This is a genomic window from Engelhardtia mirabilis (assembly GCF_007748095.1).
In the GTDB taxonomy this organism is placed as follows: Bacteria; Planctomycetota; UBA1135; order UBA1135.
In genome coordinates this window covers 2,073,422-2,095,311 of record NZ_CP036287.1, presented here as the reverse complement: position 1 = coordinate 2,095,311, position 21,890 = coordinate 2,073,422, and the positions used below count along the sequence as shown (strand labels likewise).

16 protein-coding genes are annotated in these 21,890 nt (G+C 72.0%); 2 read left to right on the top strand and 14 right to left on the bottom strand.

Going from position 1 to position 21,890, the window contains the following annotated elements; translation table 11 throughout:
* Positions 1-86: 86 nt before the first annotated feature.
* The 5 genes from Pla133_RS07580 to Pla133_RS07555 form a co-directional block, all read right to left on the bottom strand.
* Entirely contained in the window at positions 87-2,774 is a 2,688-nt protein-coding gene (locus Pla133_RS07580) for an FG-GAP repeat domain-containing protein (protein ID WP_145064319.1), read from the bottom strand.
* A gap of 233 nt (positions 2,775-3,007) precedes the next feature.
* Positions 3,008-4,186 (bottom strand): acyl-CoA dehydrogenase family protein, encoded by a 1,179-nt coding sequence (locus Pla133_RS26070; protein WP_419192219.1) that lies wholly within the window; start codon positions 4,184-4,186, stop codon positions 3,008-3,010.
* A 2-nt stretch (positions 4,187-4,188) separates the two neighbouring features.
* Positions 4,189-4,992, bottom strand: coding sequence for an enoyl-CoA hydratase family protein (locus tag Pla133_RS07565; RefSeq protein ID WP_145064318.1), 804 nt, complete (start codon positions 4,990-4,992; stop codon positions 4,189-4,191).
* A 79-nt stretch (positions 4,993-5,071) separates the two neighbouring features.
* Positions 5,072-6,205, bottom strand: a complete 1,134-nt coding sequence (locus tag Pla133_RS07560; RefSeq protein ID WP_145064317.1) for an anhydro-N-acetylmuramic acid kinase — start codon at positions 6,203-6,205, stop codon at positions 5,072-5,074.
* A 32-nt stretch (positions 6,206-6,237) separates the two neighbouring features.
* Positions 6,238-7,701, bottom strand: a complete 1,464-nt coding sequence (locus tag Pla133_RS07555) for a sodium:solute symporter (RefSeq protein WP_419192218.1) — start codon at positions 7,699-7,701, stop codon at positions 6,238-6,240.
* 68 nt (positions 7,702-7,769) lie between these two features.
* On the opposite strand from Pla133_RS07555, the gene murQ reads away from it, so the two are divergent.
* Positions 7,770-8,726 carry an N-acetylmuramic acid 6-phosphate etherase gene (gene murQ, locus Pla133_RS07550; protein ID WP_145064316.1) on the top strand — a complete coding sequence of 319 codons (957 nt, stop codon included), beginning with the start codon at positions 7,770-7,772 and terminating at the stop codon, positions 8,724-8,726.
* A gap of 115 nt (positions 8,727-8,841) precedes the next feature.
* Here murQ and Pla133_RS07545 read toward each other — a convergent pair whose 3' ends face one another.
* On the bottom strand, positions 8,842-9,246 hold the full coding sequence (locus Pla133_RS07545; RefSeq protein WP_145064315.1) for a RidA family protein: 405 nt from the start codon (positions 9,244-9,246) through the stop codon (positions 8,842-8,844).
* Between the two features lie 17 nt (positions 9,247-9,263).
* Positions 9,264-10,064 (bottom strand): SDR family NAD(P)-dependent oxidoreductase, encoded by an 801-nt coding sequence (locus Pla133_RS07540; protein ID WP_145064314.1) that lies wholly within the window; start codon positions 10,062-10,064, stop codon positions 9,264-9,266.
* Positions 10,065-10,239: 175 nt separating this feature from the next.
* On the opposite strand from Pla133_RS07540, the gene Pla133_RS07535 reads away from it, so the two are divergent.
* A complete protein-coding gene (locus Pla133_RS07535) occupies positions 10,240-11,862 on the top strand; it encodes a cytochrome-c peroxidase (RefSeq protein ID WP_145064313.1) in 1,623 nt (540 codons plus the stop codon).
* Positions 11,863-12,064: 202 nt separating this feature from the next.
* On the opposite strand, the gene Pla133_RS07530 is transcribed toward Pla133_RS07535, so the two are convergent.
* The 7 genes from Pla133_RS07530 to Pla133_RS07500 all read right to left on the bottom strand — a co-directional run bounded on the left by Pla133_RS07530 (position 12,065) and on the right by Pla133_RS07500 (position 21,768).
* Positions 12,065-13,108: an MvdC/MvdD family ATP grasp protein gene (locus tag Pla133_RS07530; protein WP_419192217.1), complete on the bottom strand. Its 1,044-nt coding sequence runs from the start codon at positions 13,106-13,108 to the stop codon at positions 12,065-12,067.
* Positions 13,105-14,166, bottom strand: a complete 1,062-nt coding sequence (locus Pla133_RS07525) for an MvdC/MvdD family ATP grasp protein (protein ID WP_145064312.1) — start codon at positions 14,164-14,166, stop codon at positions 13,105-13,107. Before Pla133_RS07525 ends, Pla133_RS07530 begins: the two co-directional genes overlap by 4 nt.
* 141 nt (positions 14,167-14,307) lie before the next feature.
* Positions 14,308-14,493, bottom strand: a complete 186-nt coding sequence (locus tag Pla133_RS07520) for a microviridin/marinostatin family tricyclic proteinase inhibitor (protein ID WP_145064311.1) — start codon at positions 14,491-14,493, stop codon at positions 14,308-14,310.
* A gap of 557 nt (positions 14,494-15,050) precedes the next feature.
* A complete protein-coding gene (locus Pla133_RS07515) occupies positions 15,051-15,245 on the bottom strand; it encodes a microviridin/marinostatin family tricyclic proteinase inhibitor (protein WP_145064310.1) in 195 nt (64 codons plus the stop codon).
* 276 nt (positions 15,246-15,521) lie between these two features.
* Complete coding sequence (locus Pla133_RS07510) at positions 15,522-17,669, bottom strand: ABC transporter ATP-binding protein (protein ID WP_145064309.1); 2,148 nt, start codon at positions 17,667-17,669, stop codon at positions 15,522-15,524.
* On the bottom strand, positions 17,666-20,626 hold the full coding sequence (locus Pla133_RS07505; protein WP_145064308.1) for an ATP-binding cassette domain-containing protein: 2,961 nt from the start codon (positions 20,624-20,626) through the stop codon (positions 17,666-17,668). Before Pla133_RS07505 ends, Pla133_RS07510 begins: the two co-directional genes overlap by 4 nt.
* Positions 20,623-21,768 carry an HlyD family secretion protein gene (locus Pla133_RS07500; RefSeq protein WP_473091802.1) on the bottom strand — a complete coding sequence of 382 codons (1,146 nt, stop codon included), beginning with the start codon at positions 21,766-21,768 and terminating at the stop codon, positions 20,623-20,625. Before Pla133_RS07500 ends, Pla133_RS07505 begins: the two co-directional genes overlap by 4 nt.
* Between the last annotated feature and the right edge of the window lie 122 nt (positions 21,769-21,890).

Genomic DNA, 21,890 nt, shown 5'->3' with positions numbered 1-21,890 from the left:
CCATCGCACAGGTCCGCCGACCATTCCACCAGCCCCTCGAAAGAACGCCGGGCGAGCGGGGACGATCCCCGCTCGCCCAGCCGAGTTCAGGGCGCGCTCTGGGTGACGGCGTTCGACGCGGCGAACCCGGCCGGCCCACCGGCATCCGCGAACCAGGACTGCACCCACAACTGAAGGCCGGAGCCGACCACTCCCAGGGTCGCCGACAGCGCGGCCGCGCCCTGCGAATCGGTTACGAATGGCGTCAACAGGGCCGGCGACGGCACCAGAAGTCCGCCGAAGAGCGGCAGGTCGACGGTGCTTGCACCGATCACATGGGCGCCCGGCGCCCCGGGCGGCGCGTCCTCGAGTCGCAGGTCGAGTTGCGCGCCGGTGACCAGTCCGCCGGTTCCCGACAGGAGCGACGGTCCACCCGACCCGGCCAGGCCGCCGCCGACGTCGACCCACGGGGCCAGGCTCGGGATCAGGCCCACACCCTGCCCACTGATGCTCCCGAAGACGTCCTGGGCGAGGCTGGTGAGGACCACCAAGTCGACCGCACCGTCGCCGGTGAAGTCGGCCGCGGCCAGGTCGAGTACTTCTCCTTGACCGCCGTAGCGCCGCTTCTGGTCGAAGGTCCCGTCGCCCCCATTGACCAGCACGGTCACGTCCCGTGGACCATAGGCGCTGACCACGATGTCCAAGTCGCCATCGGCCTCGACGTCCACCAACTCGAGGTTCGAAGCCCCGAAGCTGGCGGACCAAGCCACGCCGTAGCGCACCGCGGGAGCCAGGCTCCCGTCGCCGTTGCCCCGCAGCACCCAGACCGACGGGTCGGTGGTGCTGGTCTGCTGCTGGGTCACGACGTCGAGGTCCCCGTCGCCGTCGATGTCGCCGAGGGCCACCTCGCGTTGTCCTTCCGGCAGGCTGATCTGCACGGCCGGAGTGAAGCTACCGCCGCCCAGGTTCCCGAGCACCACCAGGCCCAGGGTCGTGGTGGCCACCAAGTCGTTGTCGCCGTCCCCGTCGAGGTCGCCGCCCGCGACGCCCCAGAGACCGGTCGTGTCACCCGCGACGATCTGCGGCGGGCCGAAGGCGCCGCTCCCGTCGTTCCGGCTGACGTAGAGGTACTGGACGAAGGACCCGAAGCACGCCAGCGCCTCGGCCAGGACCGCGTCCAGGTCGCCGTCTCCGTCCACGTCGACGAGCTCCAGGTCCCAGGTGCCGCAGGTGCCCACGGTCCAGTTCTGCAGCGGCCCGAAGTTGCCCGCGCCGTCGTTGATGCGCGTCTTGAGGTCGTAGGGCGGCGCGTCGACGTCGTCGGCCCAGACCAGGTCCAAGTCCGAGTCGCCGTCGAGGTCGCGCAGCTTCACGTTGCGCCCGACCTGTGGCATGCCGTAGCTCTGCGCCACACCAAAGGAGCCGCTGCCGTCGTTCCGCAGCAAGTCGACCCATCCGCCGAAACCGCCCAGTCCACCGACCACGACCACGTCCACGTCGCCATCGCCGTCCACGTCACCGGCATCCAGGTGGCGGTTGCCGAGGCCACCGGCAAGGAACGAGGGCGGCGGCGAGAAGTCCCCGTTGCCCGTGTTGAGGTGCACGGCAGCGACCAGCGACCCCCGACAGAGGTTGACCACGTCCAAGTCACCGTCGGAGTCCACGTCACCCAGCCGCACCGCGAAGGGGTCCTCGCCCGTCGGCAGCCAACCGGCGGGCGCGAAGCTCCCCGTCCCTGAGTTGGCGAACACGCCCCAACCATCGCCGAACCTGGCGACCAGATCCGGCGCGCCATCGCCGGTGACATCGCCACTGGCCAGGCGGGCGTTGCCGTTGGTCCCGGTCGGCGGCAGGATCCCGATCGGCGATGCGAGTTGACCCGTACCGTCGTTGTGGAACAGGACGTAGCCCTTGCCGCCTCCCGACGAGCCGCTGGGAACGGTAGTCTCCGTGCTCGAGTAGAAGACGTCGAGATCGCCGTCGCCGTCGACGTCGGCCAGGGCCACGCCGGCGTCGATATCCGGGATCGCGCCGGTCGCCGCGACCGTCAGGGGAGCCGCGAAGGTGCCGCTGCCGCTGTTCAGCAGGACGCTGAGTCGCTGGCGGCTGCAGGCCACGACGAGGTCGGTATCACCGTCGCCATCCATGTCGCCGGCCTCGATCCGCCAGGGCGAGATCGACAGCCCGACCAGGGAGCTCGGGTCGGCGGCGAGATAGGTGACCGTGGAGGAGAAGCTCCCCGCGCCCTGATTGAGCAGCACGGCGATGGAGTTCTGGGGAGAGGCCAGCGTCCCGTGCCGGCAGACCGCGAGGTCCTGGTCCCCGTCGCCGTCCAGGTCGGCCGCGACGAGCCCCTGCAGGCCCGCACCGACCGGGATCGGGAAGGGTCCGGTGAAGCTCCCGTCTCCCTGGTTGCGATAGAGCCCGACCGTCGTCTTCTCGCCGTTGTTGCCGTATTCGCTGACTGCGACGTCGACGTCGCCGTCGCCGTCCAAGTCGGCCAGGACCAGGTGATTGGCTGCCGCTGCCGGGTAGTGCTGGGCAGCCTCGAAGCCCCCGTGTCCATCGCCCAGGGCCACCGACAGGGCGGGCGCCTGGAACCAGTGGGTCGCGACCAGATCGAGGGCACCATCGCCATTCAGGTCGGCCAGACGGCCGTCCGTCGGCAGCTTGGCCTGGTCAGGCGAGCCCACCTCGTAGCTCCGCCACGAGGAGAACTGGGCCTGGACCGGCGCGGCGAGGAGGACGGTGGCGGGCAGTGCAGCCACGGAACGAAGGATGAAGACAGTCGACATCGGGGCGGTGTTCTGAGGGGGAGGGTCGGGCCAACCATACTCCGCTCACAATTGCCGTGCCGCCGCGCAGCTCGCTCGGTGACCACCGTCCCCGGGAGCTCCCCGGGGCCAAGGGTCCAGGACTTGGACGACTGTCCTTTCTGCGGACAGCTCGCGCCCAAGGGAGCGATCTCGGTGGCCCCCCTCGGCGGGGATCACGGGCGACATCGCGCCCGTCCAGGGGTGGCGTCGCCTCACCCCCCAGGCGTCGCGCCCTCGCGGGCCAGGACGCCCTTGCCGAGGATCACCTTCTGGATCTCACTGGCGCCCTCGTAGATCCGCAGGGCGCGGACCTCGCGGTAGAGCTGCTCGACCAGCACGCCGCGGCGCACGCCCGAGCCGCCGTGGTGTTGGACGGCGCGGTCGCAGATCCAGCCGGCCTCCTCGGTGGCGAAGAGCTTGGCGCGGGCGACGGCGTGGGGCGCGGACGGGTCGCCGGCGTCGGTCAGCTCCGCGGCCTCGCGCACGAGGAGTTGCGCCGCGCGCAGGCGCGTGTCCATCTCGGCCAGGTCGAAGCGCAGGCCCTGGTTGGCGCCCAGGGGGCGACCGAACTGCTTGCGCGTGGACAGGTGCGCGCGGGACTCGTCCAGGGCGCGGCGGGCGAAGCCGTTGGCGGCGGCGGCGACCGTGGTGCGGAAGGTGGCGAGGGTCGCCAGGGCCAGGTCCAGTCCCTCGCCCACCGCTCCCAGGCGCTGGGCATCGGGCACGCGAACGCCTTCGAAGCAGACTTCACCGATGGGGTGCGGCGCGATCACTTCGAAGGGCTCGACGCGCAGGCCCGCGGCGTCCGCGGGCACGAAGAACATCGACAGGTGGTCGGTGCCGCGATCGCCGGGCTCGCCCGAGGTGCGCGCCAGGACCGAGTAGAAGTCCGCGATGCCGGCGTTGGAGATGTAGGTCTTGTGCCCGTCGAGGCGCCAGCCGTCGCCGTCGCGCACGGCGCGCGTGGCGATCTCGTCCAGGCTCGAACCGGCGCCGGGTTCGGTCAGGCCGTAGGCGGCAATCGACTCGCCCGAGGCCACCTCGGGCAGCACCCGGGCGCGCAACTCCGGCTGCCCTCCGCGGGCGATCGGGAAGCTCCCCAGACCCTGCATCACGAGCATCAGGTCGAGCAGGCCGTCGTGGTAGGCCAGCTCGTCGCGCAGCACGCACAGCCCGCGCACGGTCAGGCCCTCGGGCCCGATCAACTCCGGCAGGGCGGCGCCGCCATCCCGCGCGGGGACGGTCGAGCCGAGCAGGCCGGCGGCCGCGAGTTGGGCCAGGGCTCCGCGAGCGGCGGCCGCCGCGTCGGTCCCGTGACCGGTGGGATCGGCCGCGGCACCCAGGACGCGCGCGCGCGTGCGCAGTCCGTCGATCTGCTCGGCGGCACCCACGGTCAGGACCCGCCGTGCTTGCGGAAGTTCGGGGCGCGCTTCTCGAGCGCGGCCTCGTAGCCCTCGCGATAGTCCGGGTGCTTCATGCACTCGGCCTGGATCCAGCCCTCGACCTGCATGGCCTCGCGCAGGGTCATGGAGGCCTCCTGGTTCAGCATGCGCTTGGTCACGGCCATGCCCATGGTCGGCCCGTCGGCCAGCTTGCGCGCCCAGCGCCCGGCCTCGGTCATCAGCGCGTGCTCGCGCACCACGCGGTTGTAGAGGCCGATCTCGTGGGCCCGCTCGGCGCTGATGAAGTCGCCCATCATCAACAGCTCCGAGGCGTGGCCCAGGCCCACGATGCGAGGCAAGAGCCAGGCCGCGCCCATGTCGGCGCCGGACAGGCCGACCTTGGTGAACAGGAAGGCGATCTTGGCCGCGTCGGTGGCGATGCGGATGTCGCTGGCCGCCGCCATCACCGCCCCCGCGCCGCAGGTGGTGCCGTTGAGCGCCGCCACGATCGGCTTCTCGAGCAGGCGCATGTTCTCGATCAGGTCGCAGGTCATGCGCGTGAAGGCGAAGACCTCCGACTCGGGCATGTCCATCATCGCGCCGATGATGTCCTTCACGTCCCCGCCGGAGCAGAAGGCGCGGCCGGTGCCGGTCAGGATCACGCAGCGCACCGAATCGCGCGTGCGCAGCTCGACGAAGAAGTCGCGCAACTCGGCGTAGGAATCGAACGTCAGCGCGTTGAGGCGCTCGGGACGATTGAGGCGGACGATGCCGACGCCGTCGGCCTGCTCGAACTCGAAGTGCTTGGGAGTCATGGGCGCGGGAGAGGATAGCCGCCCGGGTGGCGGGCCGAGGCAACCACGCGCGAAGGATCGCGGCGCAGGCGTTTGGCGGCTACCTCGGCAGGATCCAGCGTCCGTCCAGGTGCAGGGTCTCGCCGCGACCGGTGACCGCCGGCAGCGTCACGGCCACGCCGTCGGCCGCCAGGAGGCCGAGCACGGCCATGGCGGCACCCTCGCGCGATTCGGGCGTCAGGCCGCTCGCGCCGTCGTCGCCGATCTGCACCGGCTGGTCCGGCACGGCACCCCGCAGGTTGTCGACCAGGGCCAGGTTCCGCGCTCCCCCACCGAACAGGAGCACCCGCCCGCGCCCCACCAGACCGCGGGCGATCGAGAGGGCCACCGCGGTGGAGAGGGTCGCCAGGGCGTCGCCGGGCGGCAGGACCTCGAGGGCGTCGAGCAGGTGGAAGCCCTCGTCGCCCGTGCCCAACGAGCGACCGCGGCCGCCGATGGCGATCAGCCCGCGCACCAGCGAGGCCGCCACGTCGCCGTGGACCTGTCCGCCCGCGGCCGCCGCGCCGTCCACATCGAAGGGCTCGCCCAGGAAGCGCCGCGCGGCCTCGTCCAGGAGCTGGTTGCACGGCCCCACGTCGCGCCCCTCCACGTGGGAGTGCGGCTCGTCCTCGGCGGGCAGGAAGGTCACGTTGCAGAAGCCGCCCAGGTTGACCACGCAGCGCGGCTCGGGCCCGCGCAGGAAGATCCAGTCGGCCAGGGGCGTGATCGGCGCGCCCTCCCCGTCGCAGGCCTGGTCGACCAGGCGCAGGTCGGTAACCACGGTCGAATCGACCCGCGCGATCAGGGGCCGTGGATCGAACAGGGCCCAGGAGGCCTCGCCGTCGTGGGCCACGGTCTGGCCGTGCACGACGATCAGGTCCGGGTGCGGCGGCGCGCCGCTGCGGTCCTCGGGGGCGATCACGTCGGCGTGCAGGGCGCCCAGGTCGCGCGCCAGGCGCGCGATCGCCGGCGCCGTGGCGGGCTCCTGGCGACACAGGCTGCGCAGGGGCTCGCGCAGGGGACCGAGGTCGCGCCGGCGGTAGTCGACGACCTTCGCACGCAGGTCGAGGCCGAAGCCGGTGGCCTCGATCCAAACCACGTCGAGCGCATCGATGCTGGTGCCGGTCATGCAGCCGGCGGCGACGCGCGAGCCTCCCTCGTGGACGGGGACGAAGGGACGGAGGTCGCGGTCCATGGGTGGAAGCGTGGTGCGCCCGGTCGAGGTGGTCAAGCGTCCCTGTGTCGCAGAGCCGCGGACGCGACGCCGACGGTGACCACCGTCAGGGAGCCGACCACCGGATACCAGGGCCAGGCGACGGCCAGCCCCAGGTGCGGCAGGCCGAAGCGCACGCCCAGCAAGCAGAGTGTGCCGGCCACCAGGCCGACGAGCGCAGCCCGCTGGTCCGCGCGCGGAACCAAGAGGGCCAGGGCGAAGACGCCCAGCAACAGGCCCGCCGAGAAGCCGGCCACGGCCAGGGCTTCGGTCACCACGCTGCGGCTGATGCCGACCGCGCCCAGGACCACGACGACTTGGAGCGCCGCGAAGGCCACCGTGGCCACGCGGGTCCAGGCCAGCAGGCGCCGGGGCTCGGGCTCGCGCTTGCAGAGGGGCCGGATCCAGTCGCTGACCAGGGTCGACGCGCTGGCGCTGAGGGAACTCGAGAGGGTCGACATGGTCGCCGCGAAGATCGCGGCCAGGATCAGGCCGACCAGGCCGACGTTGCGCGGCAGCTCTTCCACCACGAACCGCGCCAGGGCCCGGTCGCCGGAGACGGGCTGGACGCCGTGGGCGGACTCGTGGGCGGCCAGGGCCACGCCGACCACCAGGAACAGGGCGAACTGGGCGATGACGACGAAGCCGCTGCCGATCAGGGCTCGGCCCGCGTCCCGCTGGCTGCGGGCCGAGAGGTAACGCTGCACGAGCATCTGGTCGGTCCCGTGCACGCCGAGGGTCAGGAACGTGCCGCCGACCAGCCCGGCGATCAGCACCATCGGATCGGCCAGGGACCAGGTGGGGTCGATCACCCGCCAACGCCCGGTCTCGGCGCCGAAGCGCGCCAACTCGTCGAAGCCGCCGGGCAAGCCGTCGACCGCCACCCACAGGACCGCGACGCCGCCGAGCAGGTACACGACCAACTGCACGCAGTCGTTCCAGACGATCGAACGCATGCCCCCGAAGGCCGTGTAGACGATCGTCACCGACGCGATCAGCATCACGCAGGTCAAGAGCGGCCAGCCCAGGACCTGCTCCAGGGCGATGGCCGTCAGGAACAGCCGCAGGCCGTCGATGAGGTTGCGGGTGACCAGGAAGATCAGCGACGCCGTGCGCTCGGTCGAGCCGCCGAACCGCTCGCGCAGGATCTCGTAGGCCGAGACGATCGCGCCGCGGAAGTAGGCCGGCAGCAGGAACAGGGTGATCAGCACCCGCCCGACCAGGTAGCCCAGGGGCAACTGCAGGAAGCGCAGGTCGCCGGTGCCCTGGGCGTAGGCCAGGCCGGGCACGGAGAGCACCGTGGCCGTGCTGGTCTCGGTCGCGACGATGGAACCCAGGATCGCCCACCAGGGCAGGTCGCGCCCCCCCACCAGGTAGCTGTCCACGCTGCGCTGACCGCGACCGACCCACAGCCCGAGCACCAGGGCGCCCGCCATGTAGAGGGCCAGGACGGCCAAGTCGATCGCGCCGAGGGTCATGGTCGGGAGCTCGGTCGCAGTACGATCGAGAGCCGCGCCGAGCATGGCGACCCCGCGCGACGACTTCCATGACCGATTCCCCCAGCGACGACGTCGCGCTCGCGACCACCGAAGGTCGGCTCGCGGCCGCAGCCGGACTCGACGGCCTCTCGAGCCTCGAGCTGGTGCGGCTGATGAACAGCGAGGACGCCCGCGTCGCCGCCGCCGTAGGCGAGGCCTCGGAGGCGATCGCGCGCGGCGTCGACGCGATCGCCCTGCGCTTGGGGCGGGGTGGGCGCTTGGTCTACATCGGCGCCGGCACCTCGGGCCGGCTCGGCGTGCTCGACGCCAGCGAGTGCCCGCCGACCTTCTCCACGCCGCCGGGACAGGTGATCGGCCTGATCGCCGGCGGCCGCGAGGCCCTGACCAGCGCGGTCGAGGGCGCCGAGGACGACGGCGGATCGGCCGTGCGCGACCTCGATTCGATCGAGCTGTCGGAGCGCGACGTCCTCGTGGGCATCGCGGCCAGCGGGAGCACCCCCTACGTCCTGCGCGCTATCGCGCGTGCGCGCGAGCGGGGCGCTTTCACGATCGGGCTGTCGTGCGTGGCGGGGTCCGACCTGTCGCGCGCCGCGGAACTCGCGATCACGGTGGTCGTCGGCCCCGAGGTGGTCAGCGGTTCGACGCGCCTCAAGGCCGGCACCGCGACGAAGCTGGTGCTGAACCAGCTCTCCACCGGCGCGATGGTCCGGCTGGGCAAGACCTACGGCGACCTGATGGTCGACCTGCAGGCCAAGAACGCCAAGCTGCGTGGGCGGGTGCTGCGGATCCTGGGCGAGATCGGCGGAATCGACGGCGCTGCGGCGCAGGCGCTACTCGCGCGCTGCGACGGCGAGCTGAAGACCGCCGTCGTCGCCGCGCGCACGGGGGAGACGCCCGAGCGGGCCCGGGAGCGACTCGCCGCCGCGGGAGGGGTGCTGCGTGCGGTGATTGGTCCGTGCCGTGGGACGTACGGTGCCGGGAACAGTTGTCCCAGCGGCGACTAGCGGCGTTGCGTTCCGCAACGCCGCTAGTCGCCGCTGGGACAACTGTTCCCGGCACCGTACGTCCCACGGCACCGTACGCCCCACCGCACGGACCAAACTCACCGTCCGCCCGACGTCAGCCGAGCGCCGCGGTCGCCTCGATCTCGACCATCGCGCCCTCTTCCAGCAGGTCCGCGACCTGCACCAGCGCCATGGCGGGGAAGTGTCGGCCGATGGTCTCGCGGTAGGCGGCGCCGATCGCCTTGAGGTCCGACAGGTAGGCGCGCTTGTCGGTGACGTAGATCGTCAGGCGTGCGATGTGCGCGGGCTCGCCGCCGGCTGCGCGGACCACCGCGCAGACGTTCTCCAGGGCTTGGCGGAACTGGGCGTGGAAGTCGCCGCGTCCGACGAGCCGTTGCTGGGCATCCCAGGCGATCTGTCCGGCGACGAAGAGCAGCTCGCTGGCCGCGCGCACGCGGACGCCGTTGCTGTAGCCCTTGGGCGCAGCCCAGCCTTGCGGCTCAATGCTCTCGAGTTCCATAGGGGGATGGTAACCGGCTAGGGCTCCGGCTCCTCGGAAGCCTCCCGCGGGGGGCCACCGTCGAGCACCAGCACGCGACCGTTGCAGCCGGACTTCAACAGGTCGACCACGGCGGCGGCCACCTCATCCATGGACAAGAGGCGCCCGCCCGGGTTGCGCCCGGCGAACTCGGCCAAGGCGCGCTCGCGGCTCCAGCCCCGGTCCGCGGCCAGCTCGGCCGCTCCGCGGTCGATCATCGGCGAGTCGACGTAGTAGGGGCAGACCGCCGCCATGGTCACGCCGCTGCCGGAGAGCTCCATGGCCGCCGCGCGCGTGTAGCCGACCATGGCGTGTTTGGCGGCGACGTAGGCCGCGATCGAGGGGAAGGCTCGCAGACCCGCAGCGGAGGCGACGTTGACGATGCGACCGATCCCGCGTGAGCGCATGGGCCCGATGAAGGCCTCGATCAGGCGCCGCGGACCGTGGAAGTTGACGTCGAACTGCCGCTTCCACACATCGCCCGCTAGGCCCGCCGGCTGCTCGAAGGCGCCGTGTACGTCGACCGCGCCTGCGTTGTTGACCAGCTCGGTCAGTGGCCCGCCGATGTCCTCCAGCTCCGCCACGCGCCCCGCCGCCGCCGCGATCGAATCGGCGCGGGTCACGTCCAGCTCCAGCGCGGCGGCACGCCCCCCGACGGAGCGGATCTGCTCGGCGACGGCTTCACAGGCCGCGAGGCGCCGCGAGGCCACCAGCACGGTCCGCTCGGGCGCAGCCAGGGCCAGGCAGATCGCGCGACCGATGCCGGCGCTGCCGCCGGTGACGAGGGCGAGGTGACTCACGCGGGGAGACTAGGGGTTGGTGCGCGGACCATCGACTACCGATCGCCCGGACAAACCCAATCGGAACCCGCCCTCCCGGAAGCGGTTCAACGCCGATCGAGACCCCAGGACCACTCCGCCACCGACCTCGCCCGCGACCGGCGCGAGGTCGATCGACCCTCGACCGACCATCCCCATGATTCGCCAGACTCTGATCGGCCTCGCGGTGCTCTCCTCGGGTTCCCTTGTCGCCGCCCAGCTCCCGCCCGTCCCGGTTCCGCCGGGGAACCCCATCACCGAGTCGAAGCGGGTGCTCGGCAAGCTGCTGTTCTTCGAAGAGCAGCTCTCCAGCGACGACACCGTGGCCTGCGCCACCTGTCACCTGCCCGCCAGCGGCGGCGCCGATCCGCGCTTCAGTCTGGACCCCGGCGCGCTCCCTGGCCCCTTCGACGACGCCCTCGGCTCGCCGGGCGTGGTGCGCGCCGACGCGAACAACGACTACCAGCCCGACGCGGTCTTCGGCCTCGACGAGCAGAGCACCCCGCGCACCGCGCCCACCATGATCGGCGCGGCCTACTCGCCCGAGCTGTTCTGGGACGGCCGCGCGCCGAACCAGTTCGTGAATCCGGAGACCGGCGCGATCTCCCTGAACTTCGCGGCCGCCCTCGAATCCCAGGCCGTAGGGCCGATCCTGTCCGAGGTCGAGATGGCCCACGCGGGCCGCACCTGGGACCAGGTGCGCTCGAAGCTCGCGGCCGTGCGGCCAATGGCCCTGGCGACCGAACTGCCCCCGGACATGGCGGCGGCTCTGGCAGCGGACCCGACCTATCCCGAGCTGTTCGCCGCCGCCTTCGGCAGCCCCGCCATCGACGCCGACCGTATCGGGCGGGCGCTCGCCACCTACCAACGCACGCTGATCCCGGACCAGACGCCGTTCGACGCCTTCATCGCGGGGGATCCGAACGCGCTCACACCGAGCCAGCAAGCCGGCTTCACGGCCTTCACGGCCACGAGTTGCAACGTGTGCCACTCGGGGCCGCTGTTCTCCGACCAGACCTTCCGCAACATCGGTCTGCGCCCGTGGCAAGAGGATCCCGGCCGGTTCGAGGTCACGGGCAACCCGGCCGACCGCGGTCGCTTCAAGGTCCCGACGCTCCGCAACGTCGGGCTCAAGCCGCGCTTCATGCATAACGGCCAACTGGCGAGTCTGGCCGAGGTGCTCGACTTCTACGTCGACGGCCCGGGCGTACAGCAGTTCCCGTTCAACCAGGATCCCCTGGTCCAGGCGGTTCAGATCCCGCCCCCGGCCCTGCCCGACGTGGTCGAGTTCCTGGCCAACGGCCTGACCGACCCGCGGGTGGCGAACGAACTGTTCCCCTTCGACAGGCCGGTCCTAGCCAGTGAACGCGTGGCCGCGGAGCTGGTCGAGCTCGGGCCGGGACACCCTGGGACGGGAGGCGTGACACCGCGTTGGATCCGCACCGCCCCGGCGGCCGCCGGCAGCCCGGACTTCAAGCTCGGCCTGCGTGAGGCCCTGCCCGGTACGACCGCCCTCTTGGCGATCTCTGCCTCGCAGGCTCCGCTCGGCACGACCCTGCTCGACGCGTCGGTCTACGTGGATCCGGGCAAGCTGCTGGTTGCGGCCGCGACGGCCACCGCTCCCGGGCCGGACGGGTTCGGCCACGCGACCGTGCCCCTGCCGCTTCCCGATGCCCCGGCCCTGGTGGGACTGGGACTGGCCGGCCAGTGGTTCGTCGTCGACGGCGGCGCCAGCTCCGGGATCGCCGCAACGAGTGGACTCTCGTGGCCGATCCACTGATCCGCCGCAGGAGTCGAGCTTCGATCGGCGCCCGATTCGAAGGCCCGTAGGCACCTTCGGGGGCGCCGCGACCCCAGAGAGTCGCGGCGCTCGACGACGGGCGCTCGCGGTGAACCTTGCGGGACCGCGGCTGGCCTCGGGATTCACCCCGGAGTCGCCGCGGACCTCGCCCCCGCGCCCCCCCCGCGCCCCCGCCGCGGTCTCAGGCGCGCTGCGGCATGACTGCCGCGATCCCCGCCCCCGACATCGTCTCGTGCAGCTCCTCGCGCCGCGGTGCGCGACCTGTGAGCACATCCGCGAGGGCAGCGGCGATCGGCAGCCCCGGTTCGCGCTCGAGCCAGAAGAACTCCCCGGAGGGGTTCACCTCGAGGAAAACGTGGCGCCCCTGGGGCGTAGCGACGATGTCGATCGCCCCGTAGTTGAGCTGCAGCCGGTCCATCAGGTCCAGGCAGCCGCGCTCGACGTCAGCCGGAAGCTGGTGCTCTTTCCAGGCACCGATCAACTGCGCGCCCTTGCGGCGCCAGTCGACCTCGGCGCCCTCCATGCGGGCCGAGTCCACCGCGGCGCTGAAGACCCGGTCGCCGACCACGGTGACGCGCAGTTCCAAGCGCTTCTCCAGCTTCTCCTGGAAGGTCATCGGGCAGAGCTCGAGACCCTGGGGGTCGTCGATGTCCGCTTGGGACAGGGTGTTCGTGAACACGACGTTCTCGTTGCCATCGTCGTCGTAGATGGCGAACGAGGACTGCATCTTGGCCACCACCTTGCCGTCGCACGCATCCCAGAACTCGCGCAGGGCGTCGGCGTCGTTGGAGACCAGGGTCCGCGGCAGATCGAGTCCGACCTCGCGCGCGACCGCAAGTTGGAGCGACTTCTGTCCGGCGTGCCGGATGCGCCACATCGGATCGACCTTGAAGCAGGGCGCGGCGCCGAGTGCGCCCATCAGGCTGCGCTTGCTCTCTTCGATCGCCGCCACCCGTTGTTGGTGGTCGATGCCCTCGGGCAGCCGAGCTCCGAAGGCCAGGCGGCGGTGCCAGAGCGCGTCGACCTCGGACAGCCGCGCCGATCCGGCGGGGGTCGTCAGCTCGAGCTCGACCCCCTCCGCCCCGGCCCGCTCGGACATGCGTACCTCGCCCGGAAAGTGATCGGTGTCCAACCGCAGTACCTCGGCCCCGCGCTCGTTCAAGGCGCGCGTGACGTCGGCGATGGACTGATTGTCGTCGGACTTGGTGAGGATCAGGACCTTCAAGGGCAGCTCTCGGGTTGAGGTTCGACTTCGATTCGGCTCCCGGTCGACGGCTCGAGCAGGGCCGCCGCGATCGCGTCGCCGATCGGCAGACCGGCATCGCGCTCGAGCATGCCCCATTCGCCGCCGGGATTGGTCTCGAGAAAGACGCAGCGCTCGTCGGGGGTGACGATCAGGTCGACGGCGCCGTAGACCAACCCCAGGCGCCGATGCAGCCGGGCCAAGGCCTCCGCGACATGCACCGGCACCTCGGCGGGACGCCAGCTCCCGCGCTTCGCATCGCCGCGACGCCAGTCGACGTCGATCCCAGGCGTATCGTCGCCGTCCGACACGATCTCGCCCGCCAGGACCCGTTCGCCCACCACGGCGATGCGCAGTTCCGTGCGCTTGGGGATCTCGGCCTGGAACACCATCGGAGCGTGGCGCAGTTGTTCGAGCGCCTCGCGCTCCAGGGCGGCGGGTGGCACGCGGCTGGTGCGCACGGCGACGGGCGGCGCTCCCATGGAGATGCTCAGAGGCGTCAGCAACTTGGCGACGAGGTTCCCGCCCCCGCGCGCGACGTCCGCGGCGAACGCGCGCACTTCCTCCGGATCATTCGTCACCAGGGTCGGAGGAATCTCCAGACCCACCTCCCGTGCAACTCGCAACTGGCGCAGCTTGTCCGCCGCGAGCGCGGCCGCAGCGGGCCGGTTGATCCACGGCACCTGGTCGAGACCATCGAGGAAGCCGGTCAAGGCGGCGCGTGACTCGACGTCGCAAGAGGCGCGGTAGGCCGGATCGAGCTTCGGATCGCCCTTGCCGGGCCAGATCTTGCGCGACCAGACCGCACAGACCCGCTCCAGGTCCAGCTCCCGCGGGGTCCCGCCGCGCATGTCGCGCGCGACACGCCGCCAGCGGTCGCCGACTCGCATCGAGAGGCGCAGCTCGCCGGGAAACGTATCCGTATCGAACCGGAAGGTCCGCGCACCCCTCGCTCGCACGCCCGCATCGACGCGATCGATCACGTACTCGTCGGCACTGTGCGTCAGCACCAACACGGTATCTCGCGCTTCGGGGGGCATCGGATCAGGTGGGGAGCTTCGCGACGCGGGACGCGCACTCTGCGTCAGTGCATCGATCGAGATGCCGCGCGCCGCGGGGAGCGCGACGCGCGGCATCGGAGACTCGCCGCAGATGAGCTGCGGCGATCGGTCGGTCCGGATTCAGCTCGTCGGGCCGTCGTCGTCGCCGTCCGACGGGTACTTCATCGTGACGTCCTCGTCGGCGTCGGACGGGTACTTGTTGGTGCTCCAGATGCCGCCCTTGCCGGCTTGGATGTCCGTCTGGACCTCGGGGTACTGACCCTCGAGGAAACGAGCGAAGAAGGGCTTGTTCTCGGGTTTCTGCATGGGATGTGGATCTCCGGTTCTTCTGGATGCGGACCAGCCGCATCGCGGGAGGTCCCCGCGCTCGAATGACCTGGAGACGTGAATGTCTCGGGGGTCACGCATCGCGTGGGGACGCGGGTTGCACACGCCAGGGGCGCGCGACCGGTGGAGACTACGCCTGCCGCAGGTTCCTCGCCAGCGCCGGGGTTCGGGCGTGACGTGAGCCAAGACTGCACGCACGCACGCTGCGTCCCCGGGGACGGTGCGCCCCCCCGAATCGCAGTCGTCCCCCCCTGGGGCCGCCCATCGAAGCTCCTGCCCGGATCCACCCACTGACCCGTCCGTGAACCCGTCAGCAGCGGCGGGGTTCGACCTCCTCCCGCGGCCTGCCCCACGACTCGCTGCGAATGCATCGATCGAAGACGCGGTTCGACTGTGCCGTTCACTGACGCATTCAGTTCCGCAGCTCGGTCGCGGATCCATGCGAGGAGCCCCCGCTGCGAACCGATCGCTGCGAGGGCCCCTGCGTCCTGAGCGAGCTCAGCATCTCGGAGTTGGACCGAGAAGACGGATTCAGCTCAGATCTCGTCGCCGTCGGACGGGTACTTCATCGTGGTTTCCTCGTCGTCGTCCGACGGGTACTTCATCGTCGTCACGGGCGGGAAACCGCCGCCTCCGCCACCCTTCTTGCCGGCGCTCAAGTTGCTCTCGACGGCGGGGAACTGCCCCTCGAGAAAGCGCGCGAAGAAGGGCTCGTCCTGTCTTTTCTCCATCCTGGTCACTCCTTGGGTTTGCGGCGCGATCGAATCGCTCCGCGACTGGGGAACGCCGCGGGAGGCAGCCCCGAAGTCCGGACCGGTCGGTACGCCACACCTGTGGAGCGCGCCGGGGACTTCGAGTCGGGCTGCAGCGGTGCGCGCGATTGTAGCCCGGTTCGGTCACCAGGATCCGCGCCCATCAACCACCCGTGGCGGCCTGAGACCGGGACTCGCGCACGTGGCGCAACTCGACGTCCCTGGGGCCAGCGCTTGGCCAAGCGCGGGACGACTCTAAGGATGAGCGACGACCAATAGGGCCGGCGCGCGCCGGGCCGCGCAGGCCACCGCGAGTTCTTGGTTCTCCGGGTCCATCGCCCCGAGGCTTTCGTCGAGCACGACGACGTCGCTTTGTTGCAGCAACGCGCGGGCGAGGAAGACGCGGCTGCGTTCGCCGTGGGAGAGTCGCCAGCCGCCCTCGCCGACCTGACTCTGCAGGCCGCCGGGCATCGATTCGATCAGCGGGCCGAGCCCGAGCTCGGTGCAGACCTCCTCCGCCTCCCGCAGGTCCTCGTCGCTCGCCGGCCATCGGCGCCCCATCAGTAGGTTGAAGGCGAGGCTGGCCGCGAACATGTGGTTCTCGTGGAACTGGGGCGCGGCCGACAAGCCGCGGCGCCACCCCTCGGCGCCCACCGTCGCGCGATCCCCTTCGGGACGCAGGACGACGCCCGACGTCGGTCGCCGCAGGCCCAACAGGACTCCGACCAGGGTCGACTTGCCCGCGCCCGATGCGCCCTCCAGGAGCACGCGATCGCCCTGCCGCAGCTCGAGGTCCACGTCCTCGAACAGCGCGCGGGTGCGCCCGGGCCAACCGAAGCCCAAGCCGCGCACTGACAGCAGCGTGCGCGGCGCGCACTCGGCGGGCTCCCCACCGTCGCGGCGCTGTGGGTGCGGAACGGCGGCTGGGTCGCCCGCGGCTTCGGGCTCGGCCGCGGCGTTGAAGAGCGGACCCACCAGGTCCCAGGCGGCGACCAGGCCGGCCACCTGGCCTCCCGTCGCACCGACCCTGGCCAGGGCCCGCACTCCGAGCAGCAACCCCCCGAGTCCGCCGGCGACCGCGGTCGCCCCGACCCCTGCGGCAGCCAAGTGCGACCCCAGAACGGCCAAGCCGACGATCAGCCACGTCGCCGACAGGAGCTGATTGCCCAACACGACCCGCCGATCGAGCTTGGCTCCGGCGGCGAGGTAGCGATCGAGCAGTTCGTCCTCGCCGGCGTGCAGTCGGTCGGAAGTTTGCTGCGCCACGCGAGTCCGGTGTCCACCGATGCGCTCGATCAGGTCCTCGGTCGCGGCGAGCCGACCGCGGGTCCAGCGCACCTGTGCGCGCAGGACCCAGGCGCTGGCGGCGACCGAGCCCACGACCCACAGGGCGAGCAGGGCCGCCCCGCGCCCACCGGTCGGCCCAGCCGCCAGGGCCCAGAACGCCACGGGCAGCTCGATCGCCGCCAACAGCACGCCAGTCACGGAGGCCACGGCCAGGTGCTCGACCGCTTCACTCTCGAGCACTCGACCCAAGCCGCGGCCAGCGCCCTCGGCGCGCAGCTCGTCAGGCTCCATCGCCAGGACCCCGTGGAGCAGGCGCCGCTTCAACAGGGTCCCCGCGCGGAGGCCGAACAAGCCGTCCCACAGGGACTCGAGGGCGCCGAGCAGGGGCAGGGTCGCGAGCAGCAGCAACCACAACAGCACCCAACCCGGCTCGAAATGGCCCGTCAGCGCGCCGCGACCGAGTGCGATCCAAGCCGCCACGAAGGTCACGTGGGCCAACCCGTGGGTCGCGACCGATCGCGCGAGGTCGGCCAGGGCGCCCGAGCTCCGCAACTGGCGCAGGAAAGGCGACCCGGGACGGGGCCGCAGGACCCAGCCGAAGAACAGCGGCACGGCGCCCAGCGACTGGGCCAGCCACTCCTCCCGCGCGCGGCGCAGTCGATGCCCGCGCAGACCTGCGTTGGCGAGCCGCGCCTCGACCCGCGGCCCGTGCACGGCGTCGAGTCCGGCGCGGACGGCGTCGACCACCGCTCGCGTCGACACCCGGCGCACCCGCCCGCTCGGCTCGACCACGCGCAGATGGCGTCCGCGCCCCCCCAGGAGCGCTAGCAGGCGCAGTCCCCCTTCGCCGTCGGGCAGCTCGACCAGGCACGGCGCGGCGAAGCGCGCGGCGTCCGCGACTTCTCGCCACGTGCACTCGAGCGACTCGACGTCGAGGGCCTGCCGCGCGCCCTCGCGGCGCAGGAACACGTCGAGTTCGCGACGTTCGGCGGGGGCAGCCCCGCCTCCTGCGGCGCGCTCGACGCCGTCGCACTCGAGCCCGCCCACCCGCGCCAGCGCTGCCAGGGCCTCGCCCGCTCGGCGCACGTCCCAGGTCACGAGAACGTCGTGCTTCACCGCGGCTCCCCGTCCTCGGGCGGGCCGTCGTCTCCGGCAGCACCAACCTCGTAGGTGCCGCGCCGATCCAAGGGTTGCCGCGCGCCTTCGGAGCGAAGCCGCCCGTCGCGCAGCACCAACCGGCGCCAGCCGCTGTCTCCACCCAAGCGCTCCACCAAGCTGCGATGGGCGGCGAGCAACTCCGCGAAGCGCGAATCGGCGCGCTCGAGCTCGCGCGGGTCGCCGTCCTCGACCACCCGCCCGGCCTCGAGCACGACCACCCGCCGAAAATCGAGGGCGCAGTCGATGTCGTGGGTCACGCACACTAGGGTCGAGCCGGCAAATCGCGCTCGCATCGTCGCCAGCAAGCGCACACGCCGGGCGCGATCCAGTCCGCGGAAGGCCTCGTCCAGAAGGACCAAGCGTGCGTCGCGCAGGAAAGCGCGAGCCAGTCGAACCCGTTGGCCCTCGCCACCCGAGAGGCGTCGCCCGCCCTCGCCGAGCGCCTCCTGCAGTCCGCCCTGCAGCCCTTCCACCACCGACTCCAACTCAGCGGCATCGATCGCCGAGGCCAGGTCCGCGGGGACGCCACCCGCGAGGCCGTCGCGCAGGTTGTCGGCGAGGGAGCGGTTCCAGATCTGCAGCTCGGGATCGACCCAGGTCGTGGCGCGTCGCAGCTCCGCGACGCGCTCGCCCCGCAGGCTGGCGCCGTCCACGTGAAGCTGACCAGCGCTGGGCGAGGAGAATCCCAGGAGCAGCGAAAGCAGCGTCGATTTGCCCGCCCCCGAAGCGCCCACGATCGCCACGTGCTCCCCGGCGGCGATGTCGAGGTTGATCGCTTCGAGCACGGAGCGCCCACCGGCCATGACCGCGGCGCCTTCGAACCGAATGGCGACCCCGGTTGCCACGCCAGGCGTGGTCGACGGCGAGCCGGGACCCGGCAAGATCGTCGCTGCGCCGCTGGCCCCCGCCGCTCGCAGGCCGGTCTCGCCCGCGGGCAGACCCCTTCGGTCGCTCGCGGCGATCGAATCGACGGACTCGACGTCCACGGTCGACTCCTCCTCCGGCGCACCGAGCGGCTCGATCCAACGCAGGGCCACCGCGCGCATGGCCGGGAGGATCTGCCCCACCGCGATCAGCTCGGCCGCCAGGGTCGGCAGCCCGAGGGACCAGTAGGCGAAGAGCAGCAGGCCGGGGGAACCGGGGTCGCGCAGCAGGTGAGAAAGCACCAGCGTCGCCGCGATCCCGAGGGACAGTCCCGCCTGGACCGCGTCGACCCAGACTCCGGCGGTCAGGCGCGAGCGGCCGGCCCGCTGCCATCGCGCCAGCAGCGCCTCCTGCTCGCCCGCCAGCGCCCGGCCGGCGCCGTGGGTGCGAATCGGGATCGCGCCGAGCAACGCGTCGAGATAGAAGCGAGTCAGCGCGCCGCCGTGGGAGCGCATTCGCAGATCACGCTCGCCGAGGGTGCGTTGGGCCAGGACGGGAATCGCCAGAGCGAGTAGGCAGGCCGCCACCACCAGCGAAAGGCTGGCTGGGTCGAGCCAGACCAGCCCCGCGGCCGTCAACACGAGCTGCGCGGTGACGCGCACCGCGCGCGAGGCCACCATCGGGAGCTGGCGCAGGGCTGTGACCGCGTGGGCGCGCTCCGACACGTCGGAGGTCGTACGACTCGCCAGGAAGCGTTCAGCGACGCGCGGCAGGCGCTCCTGGAACGTCAGGCGCAGACGAGCCTCGAGCCGTCGACCCAGGCGCAGGAGGGACGACATCGCCGGAATTTCGAGCAGCAGCGCCGCGATCAGGAACAGGACCAGGGCGAAGACGGCGATGCCGCGCTCGAGGGTCCCGCCCAGGGATCGCCCGACCTCGATCAGGCCCTGGAACAGCAGCCCCTGGGCAATCACAGCCGCCGCAGCCAACAGCAGGGCCGGGACGAGCCAAGGCAGGACACTGGGCACATCGGGGGCCAGGGCGTTCCAGATCGCCCGCCAGGGTCGCGGCCGCGGCTCGCTCCGGGCCGCGGCGAGGGCAGCGGAGCGGGAGGCCGCTGCCGCCGGGCGTTCGCGGGGCATGGGCTCATGCCTGTGGCCGGGGCGGTCGTCCTCCGTCGCGGCCTGCCCGTGCGAGTCCCGCGCAGCGGCTGGAAGGCCGAGCGGCGCTGGTGCATCGCTCCGACCCAGCGCACGCAGCACGACTGCGCCACGGACCAGCAGCTCCCCCGGGACACCGGGGGTCGGCCGCGTAGCCCAGTGGGCCTCGCCCAGCACTTCCAACTCGTGTTCGGGTTCGGCCGCGGCCTCGGCCAGGGTCGCCTCGACCAGACGAAGCACCTCGCGCCCGCGGCGCGCACCGCCCACGGACACGAGTCGGCGACCGAAGTCGATCGCGGCCTCGAGACGCGCCGGCCCGTGCCAACTGGTGTCCTCCAGCGCTTGGTCGACCAGGCGCTTCGCGAGGCCGGCGCCGCAGCCCAGGCTGGCCAGGCGCCGCAGGACCAGGGCCCGCCAGGTCGGCCCCTGGGCGAAGGCTCTCCAGCGTTCCTCCGACAGGCGCGCGCGGTGCGGGTGCACCTCGCCGAGGAACTCGTCCGCGCCCAACCAACGGCGACCGACGGCGGGGTCCATGACCTGCACCCGACCGAGGCGAGTGCCCCAGAGCAGCACGAAGTGGAAGCCCCCACCCGGCCCGCGCGTGACGACGATCGCCGGCGCGACGCCCTCGGTTCGATCGAGCAGGCCGTCGAGCGGAACCAGTTGCTGTTCGCAGCAAAGGCCCATGAGCCTCGCGACCTCGCCGAGGGCCTCGATCGACGTGCCATCGACGTCGGTTTGACAGGCCTCGCGCAGACGCGCTGCCGAGGTCGGGATGCCACAGCCTTCGAGCAGGGCCGCGAGGGCCGCCGGTCCACAGTCCAGGTCCGAGGTCTGCACGACCTCGGGAACCCAGCGCCGCGCACGCGGGTCCGGTCGCCGGTCGGTCATCGCCCGCCCCCGGCCGACCGGATCAGCAACTCGGCCGGTGTGAGCTCCTCGACGCGCACCGAGACGGTTCCCGGCAGGCCGTGCTCCAGTGGCAGACCCGCAGGTGGTTCGCCGTCGAGGGCGAGCTCGACTCGGATCGCGCCGTCGCGCGGCTCGGCGGCCACGCGCGCGACGACCAGGGGCAGGCGGCCAAAGCGGCTCCAGGCGAATCCGTCGAGCTCCATCTCGGCCTGCTGGCCGACCCTGACTCGCCCGGCCGCGGCGGAGATGGGCAGCTCGGCCACGACCTGCAGCGGGCCGGCCTCGACGACGGTCGCCAGGGTCTCGCCCGCGGCGACCCAACTTCCCGGGGGTAGGCGTCGCGCTTCCGCCAGGCGACCGGCGCTGGGCGCGCGGATCCGGCGCGACTCCCGCTCGATCTCGACCTGGGCGCGATCCAGCCGAGCCTGGGCGATCGCGCCGGCGAGCTGCTCGCGGCGCCCGGCCAGCGCCTCCAGTTCGGCGCCGCGCTCGGCGTCCTGTTGTCGCGTCGCAGCGGCCGAACTTTCGGACTCGCTCCGATCGACCTCCAAGTCCGCCCGCGCCATGGCCAGCCTCGTGCGGTAGACCGACAACTCGAGCTCCGAGACCCCGCCGCTGGCGGAGAGCCCCTGCTTGCGCTCGAGCTCTTCGGCGGCGAGTTGAGCATTCAGGTCCAGGCGCTCACGACCGGCACTGCGGGCAGCCACCGCGGCGGTGGCGCTCGCACTCGCCTCGCGCAGGGCCAGCTCGCGCGCTTCGCGCTCGGCATCCACGCGCTCGAGCTCCGCCTGCGCTGAAACGAGGCGCCCGTCCGCACGTTCGGCGCGCAGGTCCAGATCACCCGCCTCCAACTCGACAAGCACTTGGCCCGCGCCAACGCTGGCACCCAGCTCCAGGGACGCGCTCGCCACTCGTCCCTCGACGGAGGCGACCAGATCGAATCGACCTCGCTCGACCACGACCGTGGCTCGGGAGCTGCGCACGTTCACCCCGACCTCTGCGCGCAGAGCCCAGAGCAGCCACAGGACGGCCAATGCTGCGCCGGAGCCCACGAGCAAAGGCGCCAACCGCGGTCGGTCGGCGGCCAGGGCTCCGAGGCTCCGTGCGAATCGCATCGCCACGGCAGCAGCGTAGCGACGTCGGCCCTCGATCTCTCGCACCGAAGTCGAAGGGCCCCGCCCCGAACGCGAGAGGTCGCGGCAACCTCGAGGGGCTGCCGCGACCAAGTGACCCTCGCCGTCCA

Coding starts and splice junctions, on each gene's coding strand:
- Pla133_RS07555 (WP_419192218.1), bottom strand. CDS start 7,701: ATGACCCTCGGCGCGATCGACTTGGCCGTCCTGGCCCTCTACATGGCG.
- Pla133_RS07560 (WP_145064317.1), bottom strand. CDS start 6,205: ATGGACCGCGACCTCCGTCCCTTCGTCCCCGTCCACGAGGGAGGCTCG.
- Pla133_RS07520 (WP_145064311.1), bottom strand. CDS start 14,493: ATGCAGAAACCCGAGAACAAGCCCTTCTTCGCTCGTTTCCTCGAGGGT.
- Pla133_RS07535 (WP_145064313.1), top strand. CDS start 10,240: ATGATTCGCCAGACTCTGATCGGCCTCGCGGTGCTCTCCTCGGGTTCC.
- Pla133_RS07565 (WP_145064318.1), bottom strand. CDS start 4,992: ATGACTCCCAAGCACTTCGAGTTCGAGCAGGCCGACGGCGTCGGCATC.
- murQ (WP_145064316.1), top strand. CDS start 7,770: ATGACCGATTCCCCCAGCGACGACGTCGCGCTCGCGACCACCGAAGGT.
- Pla133_RS07505 (WP_145064308.1), bottom strand. CDS start 20,626: ATGACCGACCGGCGACCGGACCCGCGTGCGCGGCGCTGGGTTCCCGAG.
- Pla133_RS07545 (WP_145064315.1), bottom strand. CDS start 9,246: ATGGAACTCGAGAGCATTGAGCCGCAAGGCTGGGCTGCGCCCAAGGGC.
- Pla133_RS07525 (WP_145064312.1), bottom strand. CDS start 14,166: ATGCCCCCCGAAGCGCGAGATACCGTGTTGGTGCTGACGCACAGTGCC.
- Pla133_RS07580 (WP_145064319.1), bottom strand. CDS start 2,774: ATGTCGACTGTCTTCATCCTTCGTTCCGTGGCTGCACTGCCCGCCACC.
- Pla133_RS07515 (WP_145064310.1), bottom strand. CDS start 15,245: ATGGAGAAAAGACAGGACGAGCCCTTCTTCGCGCGCTTTCTCGAGGGG.